This is a genomic window from Bacillus sp. N1(2025) (assembly GCF_053470005.1).
Genome location: NZ_JBLTJB010000002.1, coordinates 441,505 through 456,444 on the forward strand (window position 1 = coordinate 441,505; position 14,940 = coordinate 456,444).

The following is a 14,940-nucleotide window of genomic DNA, read 5'->3' on the forward strand; positions in this document are numbered from 1 at the left end:
CATTAATGGACGAGGCTCATTGCCAGCTGGTTACAGTTTACAGCGCGGTTGAAAAAGAAATTGATTCATAATATACTTCCAAATGTACAGATTGGTTGCCACATATACCTTCTATACATACTATTGTCGATGAAGGAGATGTCAAGAGAATGCTTGATACTCAGCAAATTAAAGAAATTATTCCCCATCGCTATCCGTTTCTTCTGGTAGACAGAATTACGGAAGTCGAAGAAGGAAAACGGGCGGCGGGATATAAAAATGTGACGGCGAATGAAGATTTTTTCAACGGCCATTTTCCTGAATACCCTGTTATGCCGGGCGTATTAATCGTAGAGGCTTTGGCGCAGGTCGGAGCGGTTGCGATGCTGATTAAAGAAGAAAACCGGGGCAGACTTGCATTTTTTGCGGGGATTGATAACTGCCGTTTCAAAAAGCAGGTAAAACCGGGTGACAAGCTGGAGCTTGAGGTTGATATTACCCGCGCGCGCGGTACGATCGGACGCGGCAAAGGCGTTGCCAAAGTTGACGGCGAGCTCGTGTGTGAAGCTGAATTAACTTTTGCGCTCGGAGAATAAAAACAAACAAATGGGCTTATAAAAAAGCCCATTTTGTATAGAAAGGGGTGAATCTAATGTGGTCAGAATTTAAAAGCTTTGCGATGCGGGGCAATATCATGGATCTGGCAATCGGTGTCGTCATCGGCGGCGCTTTCGGCAAAATCGTGACGTCGCTCGTTGAAGACATCATCATGCCGCTTGTCGGCCTGCTTCTTGGCGGTCTTGACTTTTCAGGGCTGGCCGTGACATTCGGCGAGGCTCATATCAAGTACGGAAGCTTCATTCAAACGATTGTGAACTTCTTCATTATTTCATTTTCTATTTTTATCGTGATCCGCACAATAGGCAAGCTGAGACGTAAAAAAGAAGCAGAAGAAGAGGCTGAAGAAGCCGAGGAAACAGATCAGCAGACAGAACTGCTGACTGAAATCAGAGATCTGCTGAAACAGCGGGCTCCTCACAATGACTAAGGCACAAAAAAAGGCTGGATGATTAACGTCCGGCCTTTTTCATGATTATAATTTTTGTTTAAACGCTTCAATCAGCCGGCTGCCCGAGTAGCCTTCTTTCACGAGCGACTCCAGAATGCTTTCTGATCCGGGGTGATTTCTTGACACCATTTGACCGTAAATTAAAACTTGTATACTTCTTTCCAGCTCGACGATATTTTTGATGCTTCCCGTCAGCTGGGCGGGACGGTTGCTTTTTTTCGTAATCGTTACAAACACCTTCGCTTCTTTCTGGCTTTTCATCAGCATGTCAAAAAAAGAAAAGTGTTCGGCCGGGACCAGTGCTTCAATTAACCAGTGATTTTCTCCGTCCTCTTTGTTAATAATCAATCCGTCTAAAAGGGGAAACTGCTCAATCGGCTGATCGTCTTTATCTAAACGTTCCACATTCAGATCAACCAGTTTAAAGGTTTTCATCTCTTATTTTCACCCCTGTTGTCCATGTTTTTCGTTCATTTATTATAACACATATCATTTTTCCCGGGAAAATGCTGTAAGACATGCTTCATCATTTTTGTAGGCGGTCAACATTTAATCATTTCTATTTTTTCATTATAATGTAAAAGAATATGGTCATGGAGAGATGCTTATGAATCAATTGCGCCTGAAGGAAATCTATATAGAAGACGGTTCAAGGCGAAAAGACGATCATTCCTACTTGGTATGCAAAAAGGAAGATTGTGAGGTGCATCTTAACAGAAGGGGAAATGTCGTCTTTTTATATGAAACAAAAGACCGCATGGAACAGTATAAAATTCAGCTTTCACTGACTGATAAAAAGCTGAGTTTTTACTGGTTCGCATGGGACGGCGGAAAGTTTGTCCGCATGTTTGAGAAAGACTGGCTCAAAACGAAACTTTTCTCGCGGCTGCTCAAAAATACATATTACATAAGCGGTCAAAAACAAAAGTTTTTTTTATCAGAAAGAAAAACGAAAACATAAGAGCAGCCTAAACGGATAACGGCTTTTTCCGCTTTTTGCTTTCACGAGCCCTTGTACTACAATGAAGCCAGCCTCGAAAAAGAGAGGAGGATACGGCTTGTTTAACCACGTTATGCTTGTCGGCCGGCTGACGAAAGATCCGGAGCTCCGTTTTACATCAGCGGGCATTCCCGTCGCGCATATTACGCTGGCGGTAAACCGCAATTTTAAAAGCGCGTCGGGTGAAACCGGAACCGACTTCGTCAACTGCACCATCTGGAGAAAAAACGCTGAAAACACGGCATTGTACTGCCAAAAAGGGTCAATGGTCGGTGTAAGCGGCAGAATCCAGACGAGAAGCTATGAAAAGACAGACGGCGTAAAAGTTTATGTGACCGAGGTCATGGCTGATACCGTTCGGTTTATGGATCAAAAACGGAAAGAGCCGCTGGCTGAATAGCATGCTTTTTTCCTCGATTTCCCGCCATTCAGCGGGCCCCGCAATACCTCCTTCCCATTTGCCAGTCGAAAGACTGGTTTTTTTGTGCGGGAGCTAAAAAATGGTTAAAAAGAAGTGATTTCGCTTATGAATACTTAAAAACATTGAATATATCGGGATAAAAACTTATAATTACTTACAGATAAGTGACGAAAAAGGGAATGAGGACGTGTATCAAGAAGAAAGACTGATTGCGATAATGGAATATTTGAAACAGCATCGGCGGATCACCGCTGAACAGATATGTTCGCTGCTTCATATTTCAAGAGATACCGCAAGAAGGGACCTTGTAAAGCTGAAAGAGCGCGGGGCCATTATCAGAACACGGGGCGGCGCGATTCTGCCGTCGGTGAATCAGGAAGTTCCGGGCTATTCGGGCCGGCTGAAAACCGTTTCTGAAGAGAAAAACAAAATCGGCAAGCTGGCCGCATCCCTGATCCATAAAGGAGACCGGATCATCCTGGACACCTCGACAACCGTGCAGGCCTGCGCGGAGCATTTAAATGTCACCGGCTGCACTGTTATTACAAATTCGATCAATCAGGCCGATATCCTTTCCGCAAAAGAGGGAATTGATATTCACCTGCTCGGCGGAAAGCTCCAGAAGGAACACCGGTTTTTATACGGGGCTTCCGTCGTAGAAAAACTGGGGGATTATCACGCCGATAAGGTGCTGATCGGCGTTGTCGGCATCTCGGAAAACGGCCTGACGATACCTCATGAAGAAGACGGCATGGTAAAGCGTAAAATGATCCGACAGGCGGAACAGGTGATTGCGCTGAGCGATCACTCCAAGCTTGGCCGTACGAGTTTTTATCAGTATGCAGACCTGCACGAGGTTGACCTGCTGATTACCGATCGGCTGCCTGATCAGGATTTTTGCGATCTGCTCGACCGGCACGGCGTAGAATTGCTTGTAACTGAATCTGAAGAAGAGGATGAGGACATGTGAAACTGATTGCCATAGATCTGGACGGCACACTGCTGAACAGCAGTCATCAAGTAAGCGATGAAAATGAGCGGGCTTTAAGGGAAGCCCGGCAAGCGGGAATTGAAATCGTGGTTTCCACGGGACGCGCGCATTTTGACGTGCATTCCATATTCGAACCGCTCGGCATAAAAACGTGGGTCATCAGCGCAAACGGAGCCGCCATTCATGCTCCTGACGGCAGCCTGTACCACTGTGATGCGATTGCAGAAACAAGAGCCCGCGGCATTTTGTCATGGCTTGAAGAGAATCAATATTACTATGAGGTGTTTACAAACAAAGCCATCTATACGCCTGAAACCGGCAGGCAGCTGCTCGATATCGAAATGGACCGGGTGAAAAGCGCCAATCCGGAAACCGATCTTTCCGTTTTGGAACAGGCGGCTTCAGTGCAATACAGCCAGTCCGGCTTTGCTTACATTCATTCATACCGTGAGCTCTTTGAGAAAGAAGAGCATCTGGATTTTTATAATATTCTCGGATTTTCGTTTGATGAGCGGAAGCTGAAAGCGGGCTGGGACCGATTCAGCGGTCAGAAAGATCTCACCCTTGTCAGCTCTGCCGACCACAACTTCGAACTGGCGTCTCGAAACGCCTCTAAAGGGCAGGCGCTCAAACGGCTGGCGCAAAAGCTCGGCATTCCGATGGCTGAAACCGCCGCGGTCGGTGACAGCTTAAATGACTATTCAATGCTTCAGGCGGCCGGAAAAGGCATAGCGATGGGGAATGCGAGAGAAGATATTAAAGAGATCGCTGATGCCGTTACATTGACAAATGATCAAAACGGCGTTGCGCATATGATCAGGAATTTACTGTGAAAGGTATGGCGATACTGTTCATGACTGGCGTGACGCATTCATGGCAAATGCGGCGTAACAGTAAGGACGACATAAAAGACCGGCTCTTCTGAGAGAGCCGGCCTTTTTGCGTTTAATGTGATTGCGCCGATGCGCTGAGGGTGAATAATTCTTCAAGCTCAGCGGATGACAGCTCGGTAATCCAATTTTCACTTTGGATAATCTGATCGTTCAGCGTTTGTTTCGTTTCGAGCATGGCATCAATTTTTTCTTCAATCGTTCCCGTCGTAATGAGTTTGTGAACATGGACGAACCGTTCCTGGCCGATTCGGTAGGCGCGGTCGGTCGCCTGGTTTTCCACCGCCGGATTCCACCATCTGTCATAGTGAATGACATGATTGGCAGCCGTCAGGTTCAGGCCGGTTCCGCCCGCTTTCAGTGACAAAATCAGCGTCGGGTATTCTTTCTTCTGGAACCGTTCGACGAGAGAATCGCGTTCCTGCTTGGATAGGCTTCCGTTTAAAAACTGAACCGGTTCTCCGAATGCTTTTTCCAGGAGGCGCTTCATCATGTTGCCCATCTGAATGTATTGGGTGAAAATGAGGCAGCTTTCCCCTTGTCCGCGGATCGCCGCCATTAAATCAAGCAGCTTTTCCAGTTTGACGGATCTCCCGTTTAACAGCTCTGTCTGTTCTTCCTTCAAATAGAGCGCAGGATGGTCGCATATTTGTTTCAAGCGGCCGAGCATGCTCAAAATCAGCGCTTTCCGTTGCATCCCGGTCAGAGAAGCCATATGTTCAAATGTATCTTTGACAAGCTGTTCATAAAGGGATGCCTGTTCGGCTGAGAGCGGGATAAACTCTTTTTGTTCCAGCTTGTCAGGAAGATTAAGCGCCACTTCTTCATCCCGTTTTGTCCGGCGCAGTAAAAACGGCCGGATTAACTGCTGAAGCTGGTTGATTCTTTTTTCGTCACGGTCTTTTTCAATCGGCAGCACATAGCGTTTATGAAAGCCGGTCAGACTGCCGAGATAGCCTTTGTTCATAAAATCAAAGATCGACCAAAGCTCTGTCAGGCGGTTTTCCATCGGTGTTCCGCTCAGCGCGATATGATGGACGCCTTTCAGCTTTCTGATCGCGCGGGACTGCTTCGTATGCGCGTTTTTAATATTTTGCGCTTCATCAAGGCAGATGGTGCTCCATGTCACGGAAGAAAGCTCTTCCTGATCGGCGTGCGAGAGGCCGTAAGAAGTAAGAACGACGTCCGCGTCCTGATAGGCCGGGACAAATGCTTCCCCCTTCGGCCGGCGGGGGCCGTAATGAAGCACGGCCTTCAGCTGCGGCGCGAAGGTCTGGAGCTCACGCTGCCAGTTGCCGAGCACCGATGTCGGCGCAATGATTAAGGCAGGCGCTTTTTGCCGGCCGCTTTCCTTCACATGGAGAAAATAAGCGATCATCTGAATCGTCTTTCCAAGTCCCATGTCATCTGCGAGACAGGCGCCGAAGCCGTTTTCCCGTAAAAACAGAAGCCAGTTCATGCCGTACATCTGATAAGGGCGGAGCTGGCCCTGAAACGCGTCGCTGACTTCATGTTCCGGCAGATCCCAGGCTTCCGTCAGTTTGCGGATCAGGCTTCTGAGATGCTTTGATAATTCGATCTTGATCCCGGCAAATGCCGATGAGTCAATGATGTCCGTGTCCTCGGCTCCGTTTTCCCCGTGATCCATCAGTTCGCGCGCCAGCACGTCGGACATGTGGAGGCCCTCAGATTCCGCTTTTTCCATCAGTTTTTTCATCTGTTTAATAAATTGCGGATCAATTTTCACCCATTGGCCGCGGATGTTGACGAGACGTCTGTTGTTTGCGACAAGCTCATTGAATTCATCCTCTGTCAGCTCAATTCCGTTAGTGGCGAATCTCCAGTTGAAATCAAGCAGAGCGTTCATACCGACGAAGGACTCGCCCCGCGGGGAGGATGACACTTTCGCCTTGAGCATCATATTGCTGTCCCGGACAATCTGCCACCATGATGGGAGAAGAATCTCCACACCCATATCGACAAGCGTCTCACTCGCTTCCGATAAGAAGATCCAAGCCTCTTCTTCAGAAATCAGCGTCGTTCCTGAATCAAACGAAAGCCAGGGAACCGTTCTGCGGAAGCGGTCCTGTTCGCGCGCGATTTTTCCGCTGTATGCCTGCCACGCTTTTTTCAGTCCCTTCAGTCCGTCAAAAAAGGTGATGGAGCCGGTTTTTTTCTCACGTAAAAACATTTCGATTTTCCAGTCGTCACCGTCGAAATCAGGCTCGTTTAATCGGAGCCCGACGGTAAACGGCGTCAGATCGTCATGCCAGCCGATTCCCTCGAGAAAATCATCTTCATCCAAAAAGGAGCCTTTAAACGTATGAACGGCCGGTGAGCGGGTTTCGATCCGCCGCCATTTTTCCAGCAGGTCATCATTGTACTGAATGTAGTCCTGGACCGCGGCTGAGAACCAGTCTGCCGTAAAGCCTTCCAGCAAAAGCTCGCGGTCTTTGAAACGCAGGACGCCATTTTGCCAAGCCTCATAGTCCGGAAGAAAATCGCCGTCGGCAATAAATTCGTATATCGTCGAAGCCGCTTCGATTAATGGTTCCGTTTCCTTTGTCAGCTGCACGGTGCTGAATGAATTGAACGAGTTTTTTCCGAGCAGCTCGACGGTCATCCACGGGCTGAGCAGAACGGCCGGAGTGCCTATGAAGCTGACGTCTTCAAGAAACGTTCCGTAAAAGGTGGACTCATGCCATTGGAACAAATGAGTCTTCATCTGACTGAGAGTAAGCGGCTGCTCCTTCTCATCATGGCTTGACAGCGTAAATGTCCAATCTTCCATTTGTTCTACATGAATGAAAATTTCCTTAAGACTCGCCATCAATCAACTTTCCTTTCTGCAATTCTTCTTGAAGGGCGCGCAGCCTCTTGTAACTTGCGCTCAGCCGGCTGATATACCGCTCCCATACCTGCTGTTTTTTTGCCTTTTTATAAAGCGTCCGCAGTTTTTTCAGATGGCGTGCAGCCTCTTTATAGGCGCTGCGGTTTTTTTGATCGATAAAAAAGGCCGCCGCCCGGTGATAGGAGGGGATGAGCGCTTCCGGATCACTGGCGGCAATTTCCTTCAGGATGTCCTTTTCGATTTCCCAGACGGAAAAACCGACGAGGCTGTGAATCTCCACCCACTCCGCGTACCGCCGTTTTTCGTACAGGTACTGGCTGTATTCGGTAAAGGTATAGGGAAGGCAGCCGGAAGCAAACCGTTCAAACAGCTGATCATCCCGTGAGTGCCGCGCGTAATCCGCCAATAGCGCGAACAGCTCTCCGATGATGTCGCGCATTTCTTTAAACGGCTTATCAAGCTTCGTATAGTTCACGGCAAGCGGTTCGATCCGGCCATACCATGTTTTCAGCCGTTTCCAGTCTTTTTTCGCGGTGAGTTCACCGAGCCATTGAAAAGTATACGGCAGCGCTTCAGGAGGGAAGCGGGACATATCTTGGAAGACCGCTTCATCATCTTTTTGCAAAAAGGCCAGATGAAGCCGTCCGAACCGCACTTCCGGCGAAAAACGGCGCCCGCTTTCCTGTGCGAGAATCTCCTGTTCACGCGCGACCCATTTCGGCCGGTTCAAAAGCGCGCTCCACATCTCACCGAATACCCGGAGGCGTTCGTATTGAAAAAGCTCTTCTTTCACAAGCAGTCTGCGGAGCACCGGGGGCGTCCGGTCTAAAAAAGGATCGAGTGAAAAAGACAAGGCGTACGTTTTCAGTCTGTCAATGGAGGAATAAATCGTATCCATCAGCTGTTCCACGTATGGATTGATGCTGTAATAATCTTTTTCGGCATCCAATCTGCCTGACTCAATCAAAGTGAACATGTGAAGCCAGACGGCAAGCGCCGAATGAATCTGATATAAGCTTTTAAGCTCGGGTTTTTTCGGGGCGTGTTTTTTGAGCGCTGACAGATAGCCGTAATAAAGGCCCTGCATCGTCTGGCTTCCGGCCGGCGTCCGCGCCTCCCACAGCGAGAATTCCGAATCAAAAAAAGCGAGCCAGCTTGACAGCGACTCTTCATTCGGCAGCACTTTTTCCTGAAACTGCCGGCGGACAAGCTCCCTGCTTTCCTCAAGCTTTTCTCTTTCCAGCCAATGTTCGGTAAAGGTACCGACCCGCTCGAATTGGGCATATACGTAAAGAAAAACGGCCAGCACGTGGCGGCAGATCGCCTCAGACGGGCATGCGCAGCCGCTTTTCACCATGAAAAATAAGTTCAGCGTGACCCTTACAGGCACAACATCCTGCACATATGCGGAAATCTCTGTCGGGGTTTGAACCTGTATACGATAGACGGAATCCTGCCGATATAAAATGAGTGCTTTCTTCATCAGCTGAACATTGTCTTCATTGTAAGGAAGAAGTTCTTTAAGCTGTTCAGCCGCTGCGAGCACATCTTCTTTAGCAATCATATCCTGAAGCATGATTATCGCTCCTAACGAGTCACAAAATAAAAAGATTCCAATTCCTCTATTATATCGCAACACATGGCCCGGAAAAAGTTTTTCCTAAAAAAGGACATAAAAACCCGAATGTGTCGAATGATGTATTAGAGATTGCAAAACAGCACCCGACAGCATATAATAATCTTGTTTTCAATTTAATGGAAGCCGAAAGGAAACGAATGATGAAGAAAACGAAGTTAGATCAAGAGGAGTTTCTGAAGATTTTAATGCATGCGCACGACATTGGTGAGCAGTCCTCTGAGATGACCACAAAAGAAATGCTTGAGAATTTGATTTCTTATATTAAAAATGGATATGCAACATAAAATCCCGCAGGCTCTTGGCCGCGGGATTTTTTAATCTTCCTGTGACACCAGTATTTAAAGCGCTTACAAAAATAAAACAGATTGAAGTGATTGTCTATTTTTGTCGAATTTTGTCATTTGAAAAGGTTAGAAATGACAGTTTAAAGCTGTATAATCGTAATTGGAAAAGATCATTGGAGGGAATGGGAATACGCGGAAAGTGATATGGAGGTTATATGGGAGAATCTACAAGCATAAAGGAAATATTCGCAATACTGAGAAAGCGTCTGCTGTTTATACTTATTATTACCGCGGCGGCATCTGCCGCAGGCGGACTCATCAGTTTCTTCGCTCTTACGCCGGTCTATGAAAACTCAACTCAAATTTTGGTCAGCCAATCCAAAAACAATCAAAAAGAAGTCCAATTCAATGACGTTCAAACCAACCTCCAATTAATCAACACGTATAATGTCATCATCAAAAGCCCGGTCATCCTCGACGAAGTGATTAAACAGCTGCATCTGTCCATGACTTCGAAAGAGCTGGAATCGAAAATCACGGTGTCCAGCGAGCAGGATTCACAAGTCGTGACGATTGCCGTGAGGGATACGGATGCTAAGCGGGCGGCCGTTATGGCAAATGCGGTTGCAGCCGTTTTTCAGGACAAGATCACCGCCATCATGAACGTGGATAATGTCAGCATCCTTTCAAAGGCCGAAGCGGCGGACAGCCAGTCACCGGCAGAGCCTAACCGTAAGCTGAACATCGCGATTGCGTTTGCCGCCGGACTTTTGGGCGGAATCGGTCTCGCCTTTTTGCTGGAACATCTGGATAATACGATCAAATCGGAAGAACAGCTGGAATCGCTGCTCGGCATCCCGATCCTGGGAACGGTTACTTCAATCAGTACTAAAGACAGCGTTGCCAAAAACTTGAGGATGGCGGAAACCAAACAAGCGGGGGGCGGACATGTTGACGCGTAGAAAAGACAAACCCGGAAAACGAAGCGTGATTGCGATGTCTGAGCCGAAATCCATCAACTCAGAACAATATCGCACGATCCGCACAAACATTGAATTTTCTTCCGTTGATACGGAGGTGAAGTCCCTTTTGATTACATCCGCCGGCCCGGAAGAAGGAAAATCGACAACCGCGGCCAACCTTGCCGTCGTATTTGCACAGCAGGGGAAAAAAGTGCTTTTAATTGATGCGGATCTGCGCAAACCGACGGTTCATTTCACCTTCAAATTGGACAACGGAACCGGATTAACGTCACTGCTGTTAAAACAGATGCCGTTTCAGAAAGCCGTCCTGCCGGCTGATGAAGCAAACCTGGATATTTTAACGAGCGGGCCGATCCCGCCCAATCCGGCGGAGCTTTTATCGACGGGTGCCATGAAAGATCTTCTGTCAGAAGCCGGCGCAGTTTATGATAAAGTGATTTTGGATACGCCTCCCGTTTTGGCCGTAGCCGATACGAAAATATTAGGCAGCTACACTGACGGGGCCATTATGGTGATCTCAAGCGGGAAAACGGACAAGGAAAAAGCGGCCAAGGCGAAAGAAGCGCTCGATTACTGCCCGTGCAAGCTCCTTGGGGCCGTGATGAACGGGAAGAAACAAACGAAACACTCGGACTACGCCTATTACGGACAATAATGTCATAATGGGCGCGGTCCATTCTTTTTAAGGAGGGATTGAAATATGATAGATATCCATTGTCACATCCTTCCTTCCATAGACGACGGCGCGGCGGATGATACAGAAAGCCTGAAGATGGCGAGAGAAGCGGTCAGACAGGGGATTGATACGATCATCGCGACGCCGCATCATGTGAAATACCGCTATGACACGGACCGACATACGGTCAACGAAGCGGTCAGCATGTTAAACAAACGTTTGAATAAGGAAGGCATTCCGCTGACTGTTCTGCCCGGCCAGGAAATCAGAACAGACGGAGATCTGCTGACAGGTCTTCAAAGCGGCTCGCTTGTCCCGCTCCATGATACGAAGTATGTGCTGGCGGAATTTCCGGCGGATCATGTCCCGGCCTACGCTGAAAGGCTGTTTTATGAACTGCAGCTGAACGGATATGTCCCCGTCATCGCCCATCCGGAGCGGAACAGGGAAATTCGCGAAAACCCTTCCGTCCTATACAATCTTGTGAAGAAAGGCGCGGCCGCCCAAGTGACGGCCGGCTGCATTGCCGGAGCATTCGGGCGGAAAGCGAAATCCTTTTCGCTGCAGCTGATGGAAGCGAATTTGATCCACTTTCTCGCATCCGACGCCCATAATCTCGGACCGAGAAATTTTTATTATCAGGAGGCGCTCGGCGTTCTGAAAAAAGAAGCAGGGGCTGAGCTGATTTACATGCTCACGGAAAACGCGGCGCTTCTCGCTGAAAACAAAGCCGTTTATAAGGAACCTCCGCTGCCTGTGGCCCGCCGTAAGCGCTGGGGTCTTTTTTAATCGTCGTCTCCATCCCGTTTAAATGAAGCGTAAGCGGCTGTTTTGCAAGATGATTCTTTTATGCTTATGCTTATTATCAGCGGCCGGCGCCGTTTTTTCCTATCATGACCTCAGGCTTCCGGCATTCCGCCGGCGCCGGGATCATATGATAATAACGGTAAGCTGCCCAGCAGCAATTTCTAAACGGTTGGGGGAACACGATGAAAATAACAGTGATCGGAACAGGCTACGTCGGTCTTGTGACAGGAGTGTCTCTTTCAGAAATCGGCCATGACGTAACATGCATAGATATTGACGAACGTAAGGTTGAGCAGATGAGAAAGGGATTGTCCCCTATCTTTGAACCGGGCCTTGAAGATATGATGAAACGAAATATCGGCCGGCATCGGCTGGCATTTGAAACAAGCTACGAAAAAGGGCTTGCGGAAACAGACGTTATTTTTATAGCGGTCGGGACACCGCAAAAAGAAGACGGGCACGCAAACCTTACTTATATTGAAAATGTCGCCGAACGGATTGCCGAACATATTTCTAAAGATGCGATTGTCGTGACAAAAAGCACGGTTCCTGTGGGAACGAATGACAGGATCAGAGAAGTTATTCATTCACGGCTGAAAGCGGACGTGAACATTTCAATCGCCTCGAATCCGGAATTTCTCCGTGAAGGTTCAGCGATTCACGATACCTTTCACGGCGACCGCATCGTGATCGGGGCTGAAGACCGGCAGACGCGGGAAACGCTTGACCGGGTTTTCGCGCCGCTTGCGATTCCGGTATATCATACGGACATCAGAAGCGCTGAGATGATCAAATATGCGTCAAACGCATTTTTAGCGGCAAAAATCAGTTTTATTAATGAAATTTCTCATATATGTGAAAAAGTCGGTGCGGACGTGGAATCAGTCGCACACGGAATGGGATTGGATAAACGGATTGGCAATCAATTCTTAAGAGCCGGCATCGGTTACGGCGGTTCCTGTTTTCCGAAGGATACAAACGCCCTCGTGCAGATTGCGGGACATGTGGAGCATGATTTTGAATTGCTGAAGTCCGTCATTAAAGTCAACAATAACCAGCAGTCCATGCTGGTTGATAAAGTGCTGAACAGGCTCGGCGGAGTGACGGGGAAGACCATCGCGTTATTAGGGCTGTCTTTTAAGCCGAATACAGATGATATGCGGGATGCGCCGTCCATTGTCATTGCGGATCGTCTGGCGGCTCTTGACGCCCGGATGACAGCGTACGATCCGATCGCTTCATTCCGGGCTTCCGGACTGCTTCCGGCTGCGGTTTCCTATCGGGAGTCCATAGAAGAAGCCGTCAGGGGAGCGGATGCCGTCCTGATTCTGACAGATTGGGAACAAATTAAACATTTTCCGCTTGAAGCGTACAAAGAGCTGATGGAAACCCCGGTTATTTTCGACGGGAGAAACTGCCACTCGCTTGAGGAAGCGGAACAGGCGGGCGTGGAATATATTTCAATCGGAAGAAGAGCCGTCGTGCCTCAGACTGATTCTGTCACTTGAAAGGCCGGCGGACCGCGCCGGCCTTTTATCATACAATCATTAGAGACGAAGGGGATATTTATCGTGGAAAAAACATGGAAATTGCCGAAGCAAATGGAATCATCCCGCGGTCTGCTGGAAACGTCAGCACGGCCTTTTATCAAACTGCACGTCAAAAAAGCTGAAACGGGCCGGTATGACAGTAAAATGGCCGGAGACCCCTATTTTCCGAAACATGAACCATATCCTAAAGATGAAAGCGGCAGGCCGATGAAGCTTCTCGCTCAAATCAATTTTGCGGATATGCCCGGACTCCCTGATTTTCCGGACACCGGCATTCTTCAGTTTTACATATCGGTCAGTGATGACGTATACGGTTTGAATTTTGACGACGGGTGCGCGCAAACGGGTTTCTGCGTCAAATATTTTGAACATGTGACAGCAGAAGAAGCGGAGCTCATAAATGATTTTTCTTTCGTTCAGGTTGAAGAGGAGTACGATTTTCCGATTCAATCCGAAGCGCTGATCACCCCTGAGCTGTCTGCTGAATGGGTGCTCCCGTCTGATTTTCAATTCAGGCAGTATGCCGGGATGGATGCCTTTGACTATTTCGAGCAGTTTGACGATGAGGTGTATGACGAATATACGGCGAACGCATTCGGCCATAAAATCGGCGGCTATGCGTCCTTCACCCAGGAAGATCCGCGGTCTTACTCCCATCAAAACCATACGATTCTGCTTTTGCAAATTGATTCAGATGATGACATTGATTCGATGTGGGGAGATGTGGGAATCGCAAATTTCTTTATCAGACCGGAAGATTTGAAGAAAAAAGATTTCTCAAACGTTTTGTACAACTGGGACTGCAGTTAACGACAGTATGATAATCATGATACAAGGCAAAGGAGACGGTTCATCACTGTCTCCTTTTTTTTAGGGAATTTATCATGGATACATAGAGGAGATCAATGAATGGATATGCCGTTTATGTGAGTCTTTTGGCGTTAATGATGAGCATCTCGGCTGCTGAAAATAAGTCATTTAACCTATTTAAGCTGCTTTCTGTCTATTTTAAAATATAATATATGGAAATATAGTGTGGAAAAGTCTGTGCTTTTTGTACGACTTTTTGCGTAAGACGAGGTGAAAACAGATGAGCCATTCAAGCACATTAAGCCATATTAACAGCACGATCAGCCATAAACTGGGCGAGGTTGAACACCAAATTGATAAATTAAAAGAAGCGAAAAGAGAGATAGAATCTCTGCAGGAAGAGGGCGTATCTGAAATCAGAGACATCCTCAAGCCGCACCTGGACCATCATTGGACCGGCACTTTTGCTGAAGAATTTGATGACCGGCGCGATCAGGCCCATACAGAAGCATACAGAATCGTCACAGACAAATACGACGGTTATATTTACCGAATCGGCTTAAAGATGACACAGCTTGAAATTGAAAAAGGAGGGCTCCTTGCCGCCAGAAGCATCGCGAGAGAGGCAGAGCACCTGCTGACGCTGGGAGAAGAAGCCCTTGACACGGTCGGAGAAAAAATACAATCAATCAAAAGAAGCTGGAGTTGGTTTTAATGGCAGAAATAAAACTCAAATACGGAGCCGTCATGAAGCAGCTTGAATCCGTCAGCAGCGCTTTGGAGGCCGTTTCGATCGGGAACGCCGGTTCAAACGGAAAAAACAAGCTCGACTATACCTCCAAGTACCAATCCCGCGAGGCAAAGCTTGTATCGATGATCAGCGAATACAAGCAGGCCGTTCATAAGAATATCGCGGACGTTAAAGACAACGTAGATTCTTTGAAAGAACAGGACGAGGCGATCGCCGTAAAATAACGAAAGAAAGGACTT

General features: G+C 47.9%; 17 protein-coding genes. 14 read left to right on the forward strand and 3 right to left on the reverse strand.

The genetic code is table 11. From position 1 onward, the window contains the following. Nucleotides 1–149 precede the first annotated feature (149 nt). Both fabZ and mscL read left to right on the forward strand, forming a co-directional pair. Complete coding sequence (gene fabZ / locus ACNFN4_RS07130) at nucleotides 150–575, forward strand: 3-hydroxyacyl-ACP dehydratase FabZ (RefSeq protein WP_003151242.1); 426 nt, start codon at nucleotides 150–152, stop codon at nucleotides 573–575. 56 nt (nucleotides 576–631) lie between these two features. Beyond that, the gene (gene mscL, locus ACNFN4_RS07135) at nucleotides 632–1,027 is read left to right on the forward strand and encodes a large conductance mechanosensitive channel protein MscL (RefSeq protein ID WP_014419073.1); all 396 of its coding nucleotides are present in this window, start codon (nucleotides 632–634) and stop codon (nucleotides 1,025–1,027) included. Nucleotides 1,028–1,072: 45 nt separating this feature from the next. Here mscL and ACNFN4_RS07140 read toward each other — a convergent pair whose 3' ends face one another. Further along, nucleotides 1,073–1,483: a YwpF-like family protein gene (locus ACNFN4_RS07140; RefSeq protein WP_007407558.1), complete on the reverse strand. Its 411-nt coding sequence runs from the start codon at nucleotides 1,481–1,483 to the stop codon at nucleotides 1,073–1,075. 172 nt (nucleotides 1,484–1,655) lie between these two features. On the opposite strand from ACNFN4_RS07140, the gene ACNFN4_RS07145 reads away from it, so the two are divergent. The 4 genes from ACNFN4_RS07145 (at nucleotide 1,656) to ACNFN4_RS07160 (ending at nucleotide 4,293) form a co-directional block, all read left to right on the forward strand. After that, the gene (locus ACNFN4_RS07145; protein ID WP_003151247.1) at nucleotides 1,656–2,009 is read left to right on the forward strand and encodes a hypothetical protein; all 354 of its coding nucleotides are present in this window, start codon (nucleotides 1,656–1,658) and stop codon (nucleotides 2,007–2,009) included. 97 nt (nucleotides 2,010–2,106) lie between these two features. Next, nucleotides 2,107–2,448 carry a single-stranded DNA-binding protein gene (locus ACNFN4_RS07150; RefSeq protein ID WP_003151249.1) on the forward strand — a complete coding sequence of 114 codons (342 nt, stop codon included), beginning with the start codon at nucleotides 2,107–2,109 and terminating at the stop codon, nucleotides 2,446–2,448. 208 nt (nucleotides 2,449–2,656) lie between these two features. Further along, nucleotides 2,657–3,439, forward strand: a complete 783-nt coding sequence (locus tag ACNFN4_RS07155; RefSeq protein ID WP_003151250.1) for a DeoR/GlpR family DNA-binding transcription regulator — start codon at nucleotides 2,657–2,659, stop codon at nucleotides 3,437–3,439. Further along, on the forward strand, nucleotides 3,436–4,293 hold the full coding sequence (locus ACNFN4_RS07160; RefSeq protein WP_022553905.1) for a Cof-type HAD-IIB family hydrolase: 858 nt from the start codon (nucleotides 3,436–3,438) through the stop codon (nucleotides 4,291–4,293). The genes ACNFN4_RS07155 and ACNFN4_RS07160 overlap by 4 nt, the downstream gene beginning before the upstream one ends. Before the next feature lie 112 nt (nucleotides 4,294–4,405). Here the strand turns inward: ACNFN4_RS07160 and ACNFN4_RS07165 are convergent, their stop codons facing one another. Together ACNFN4_RS07165 and ACNFN4_RS07170 are read right to left on the reverse strand one after the other, a co-directional pair. Continuing rightward, nucleotides 4,406–7,180 carry a DEAD/DEAH box helicase gene (locus ACNFN4_RS07165; protein ID WP_448200080.1) on the reverse strand — a complete coding sequence of 925 codons (2,775 nt, stop codon included), beginning with the start codon at nucleotides 7,178–7,180 and terminating at the stop codon, nucleotides 4,406–4,408. Beyond that, the gene (locus ACNFN4_RS07170; RefSeq protein WP_014419070.1) at nucleotides 7,167–8,777 is read right to left on the reverse strand and encodes an SWIM zinc finger family protein; all 1,611 of its coding nucleotides are present in this window, start codon (nucleotides 8,775–8,777) and stop codon (nucleotides 7,167–7,169) included. Before ACNFN4_RS07170 ends, ACNFN4_RS07165 begins: the two co-directional genes overlap by 14 nt. 203 nt (nucleotides 8,778–8,980) lie before the next feature. On the opposite strand from ACNFN4_RS07170, the gene ACNFN4_RS07175 reads away from it, so the two are divergent. From ACNFN4_RS07175 to ACNFN4_RS07210, 8 genes are all read left to right on the forward strand, one after another. Next, nucleotides 8,981–9,124 (forward strand): hypothetical protein, encoded by a 144-nt coding sequence (locus ACNFN4_RS07175; RefSeq protein ID WP_003151259.1) that lies wholly within the window; start codon nucleotides 8,981–8,983, stop codon nucleotides 9,122–9,124. A 215-nt stretch (nucleotides 9,125–9,339) separates the two neighbouring features. Continuing rightward, nucleotides 9,340–10,086, forward strand: a complete 747-nt coding sequence (locus ACNFN4_RS07180) for a YveK family protein (protein ID WP_007407552.1) — start codon at nucleotides 9,340–9,342, stop codon at nucleotides 10,084–10,086. Continuing rightward, on the forward strand, nucleotides 10,073–10,762 hold the full coding sequence (locus ACNFN4_RS07185) for a CpsD/CapB family tyrosine-protein kinase (protein ID WP_448200081.1): 690 nt from the start codon (nucleotides 10,073–10,075) through the stop codon (nucleotides 10,760–10,762). Before ACNFN4_RS07180 ends, ACNFN4_RS07185 begins: the two co-directional genes overlap by 14 nt. Before the next feature lie 45 nt (nucleotides 10,763–10,807). Continuing rightward, nucleotides 10,808–11,572 (forward strand): tyrosine-protein phosphatase, encoded by a 765-nt coding sequence (locus ACNFN4_RS07190; protein ID WP_021494830.1) that lies wholly within the window; start codon nucleotides 10,808–10,810, stop codon nucleotides 11,570–11,572. 200 nt (nucleotides 11,573–11,772) lie between these two features. After that, a complete protein-coding gene (locus ACNFN4_RS07195) occupies nucleotides 11,773–13,098 on the forward strand; it encodes a UDP-glucose dehydrogenase family protein (protein ID WP_022553902.1) in 1,326 nt (441 codons plus the stop codon). A 63-nt stretch (nucleotides 13,099–13,161) separates the two neighbouring features. After that, the gene (locus ACNFN4_RS07200) at nucleotides 13,162–13,950 is read left to right on the forward strand and encodes a YwqG family protein (protein WP_022553901.1); all 789 of its coding nucleotides are present in this window, start codon (nucleotides 13,162–13,164) and stop codon (nucleotides 13,948–13,950) included. A gap of 280 nt (nucleotides 13,951–14,230) precedes the next feature. Continuing rightward, on the forward strand, nucleotides 14,231–14,665 hold the full coding sequence (locus ACNFN4_RS07205) for a DUF5082 family protein (protein WP_014419065.1): 435 nt from the start codon (nucleotides 14,231–14,233) through the stop codon (nucleotides 14,663–14,665). After that, entirely contained in the window at nucleotides 14,665–14,925 is a 261-nt protein-coding gene (locus tag ACNFN4_RS07210; RefSeq protein ID WP_007614257.1) for a YwqI/YxiC family protein, read from the forward strand. The genes ACNFN4_RS07205 and ACNFN4_RS07210 overlap by 1 nt, the downstream gene beginning before the upstream one ends. Nucleotides 14,926–14,940 lie beyond the last annotated feature (15 nt).

Bases quoted from the DNA above. Each gene is read 5' to 3' on its own strand.
- ACNFN4_RS07165 (WP_448200080.1), bottom strand. From the start codon at position 7,180: ATGGCGAGTCTTAAGGAAATTTTCATTCATGTAGAACAAATGGAAGAT.
- ACNFN4_RS07175 (WP_003151259.1), top strand. From the start codon at position 8,981: ATGAAGAAAACGAAGTTAGATCAAGAGGAGTTTCTGAAGATTTTAATG.
- ACNFN4_RS07140 (WP_007407558.1), bottom strand. From the start codon at position 1,483: ATGAAAACCTTTAAACTGGTTGATCTGAATGTGGAACGTTTAGATAAA.
- ACNFN4_RS07145 (WP_003151247.1), top strand. From the start codon at position 1,656: ATGAATCAATTGCGCCTGAAGGAAATCTATATAGAAGACGGTTCAAGG.
- ACNFN4_RS07180 (WP_007407552.1), top strand. From the start codon at position 9,340: ATGGGAGAATCTACAAGCATAAAGGAAATATTCGCAATACTGAGAAAG.
- ACNFN4_RS07205 (WP_014419065.1), top strand. From the start codon at position 14,231: ATGAGCCATTCAAGCACATTAAGCCATATTAACAGCACGATCAGCCAT.
- fabZ (WP_003151242.1), top strand. From the start codon at position 150: ATGCTTGATACTCAGCAAATTAAAGAAATTATTCCCCATCGCTATCCG.
- ACNFN4_RS07185 (WP_448200081.1), top strand. From the start codon at position 10,073: ATGTTGACGCGTAGAAAAGACAAACCCGGAAAACGAAGCGTGATTGCG.
- ACNFN4_RS07195 (WP_022553902.1), top strand. From the start codon at position 11,773: ATGAAAATAACAGTGATCGGAACAGGCTACGTCGGTCTTGTGACAGGA.
- ACNFN4_RS07170 (WP_014419070.1), bottom strand. From the start codon at position 8,777: ATGCTTCAGGATATGATTGCTAAAGAAGATGTGCTCGCAGCGGCTGAA.
- ACNFN4_RS07190 (WP_021494830.1), top strand. From the start codon at position 10,808: ATGATAGATATCCATTGTCACATCCTTCCTTCCATAGACGACGGCGCG.
- ACNFN4_RS07210 (WP_007614257.1), top strand. From the start codon at position 14,665: ATGGCAGAAATAAAACTCAAATACGGAGCCGTCATGAAGCAGCTTGAA.
- mscL (WP_014419073.1), top strand. From the start codon at position 632: ATGTGGTCAGAATTTAAAAGCTTTGCGATGCGGGGCAATATCATGGAT.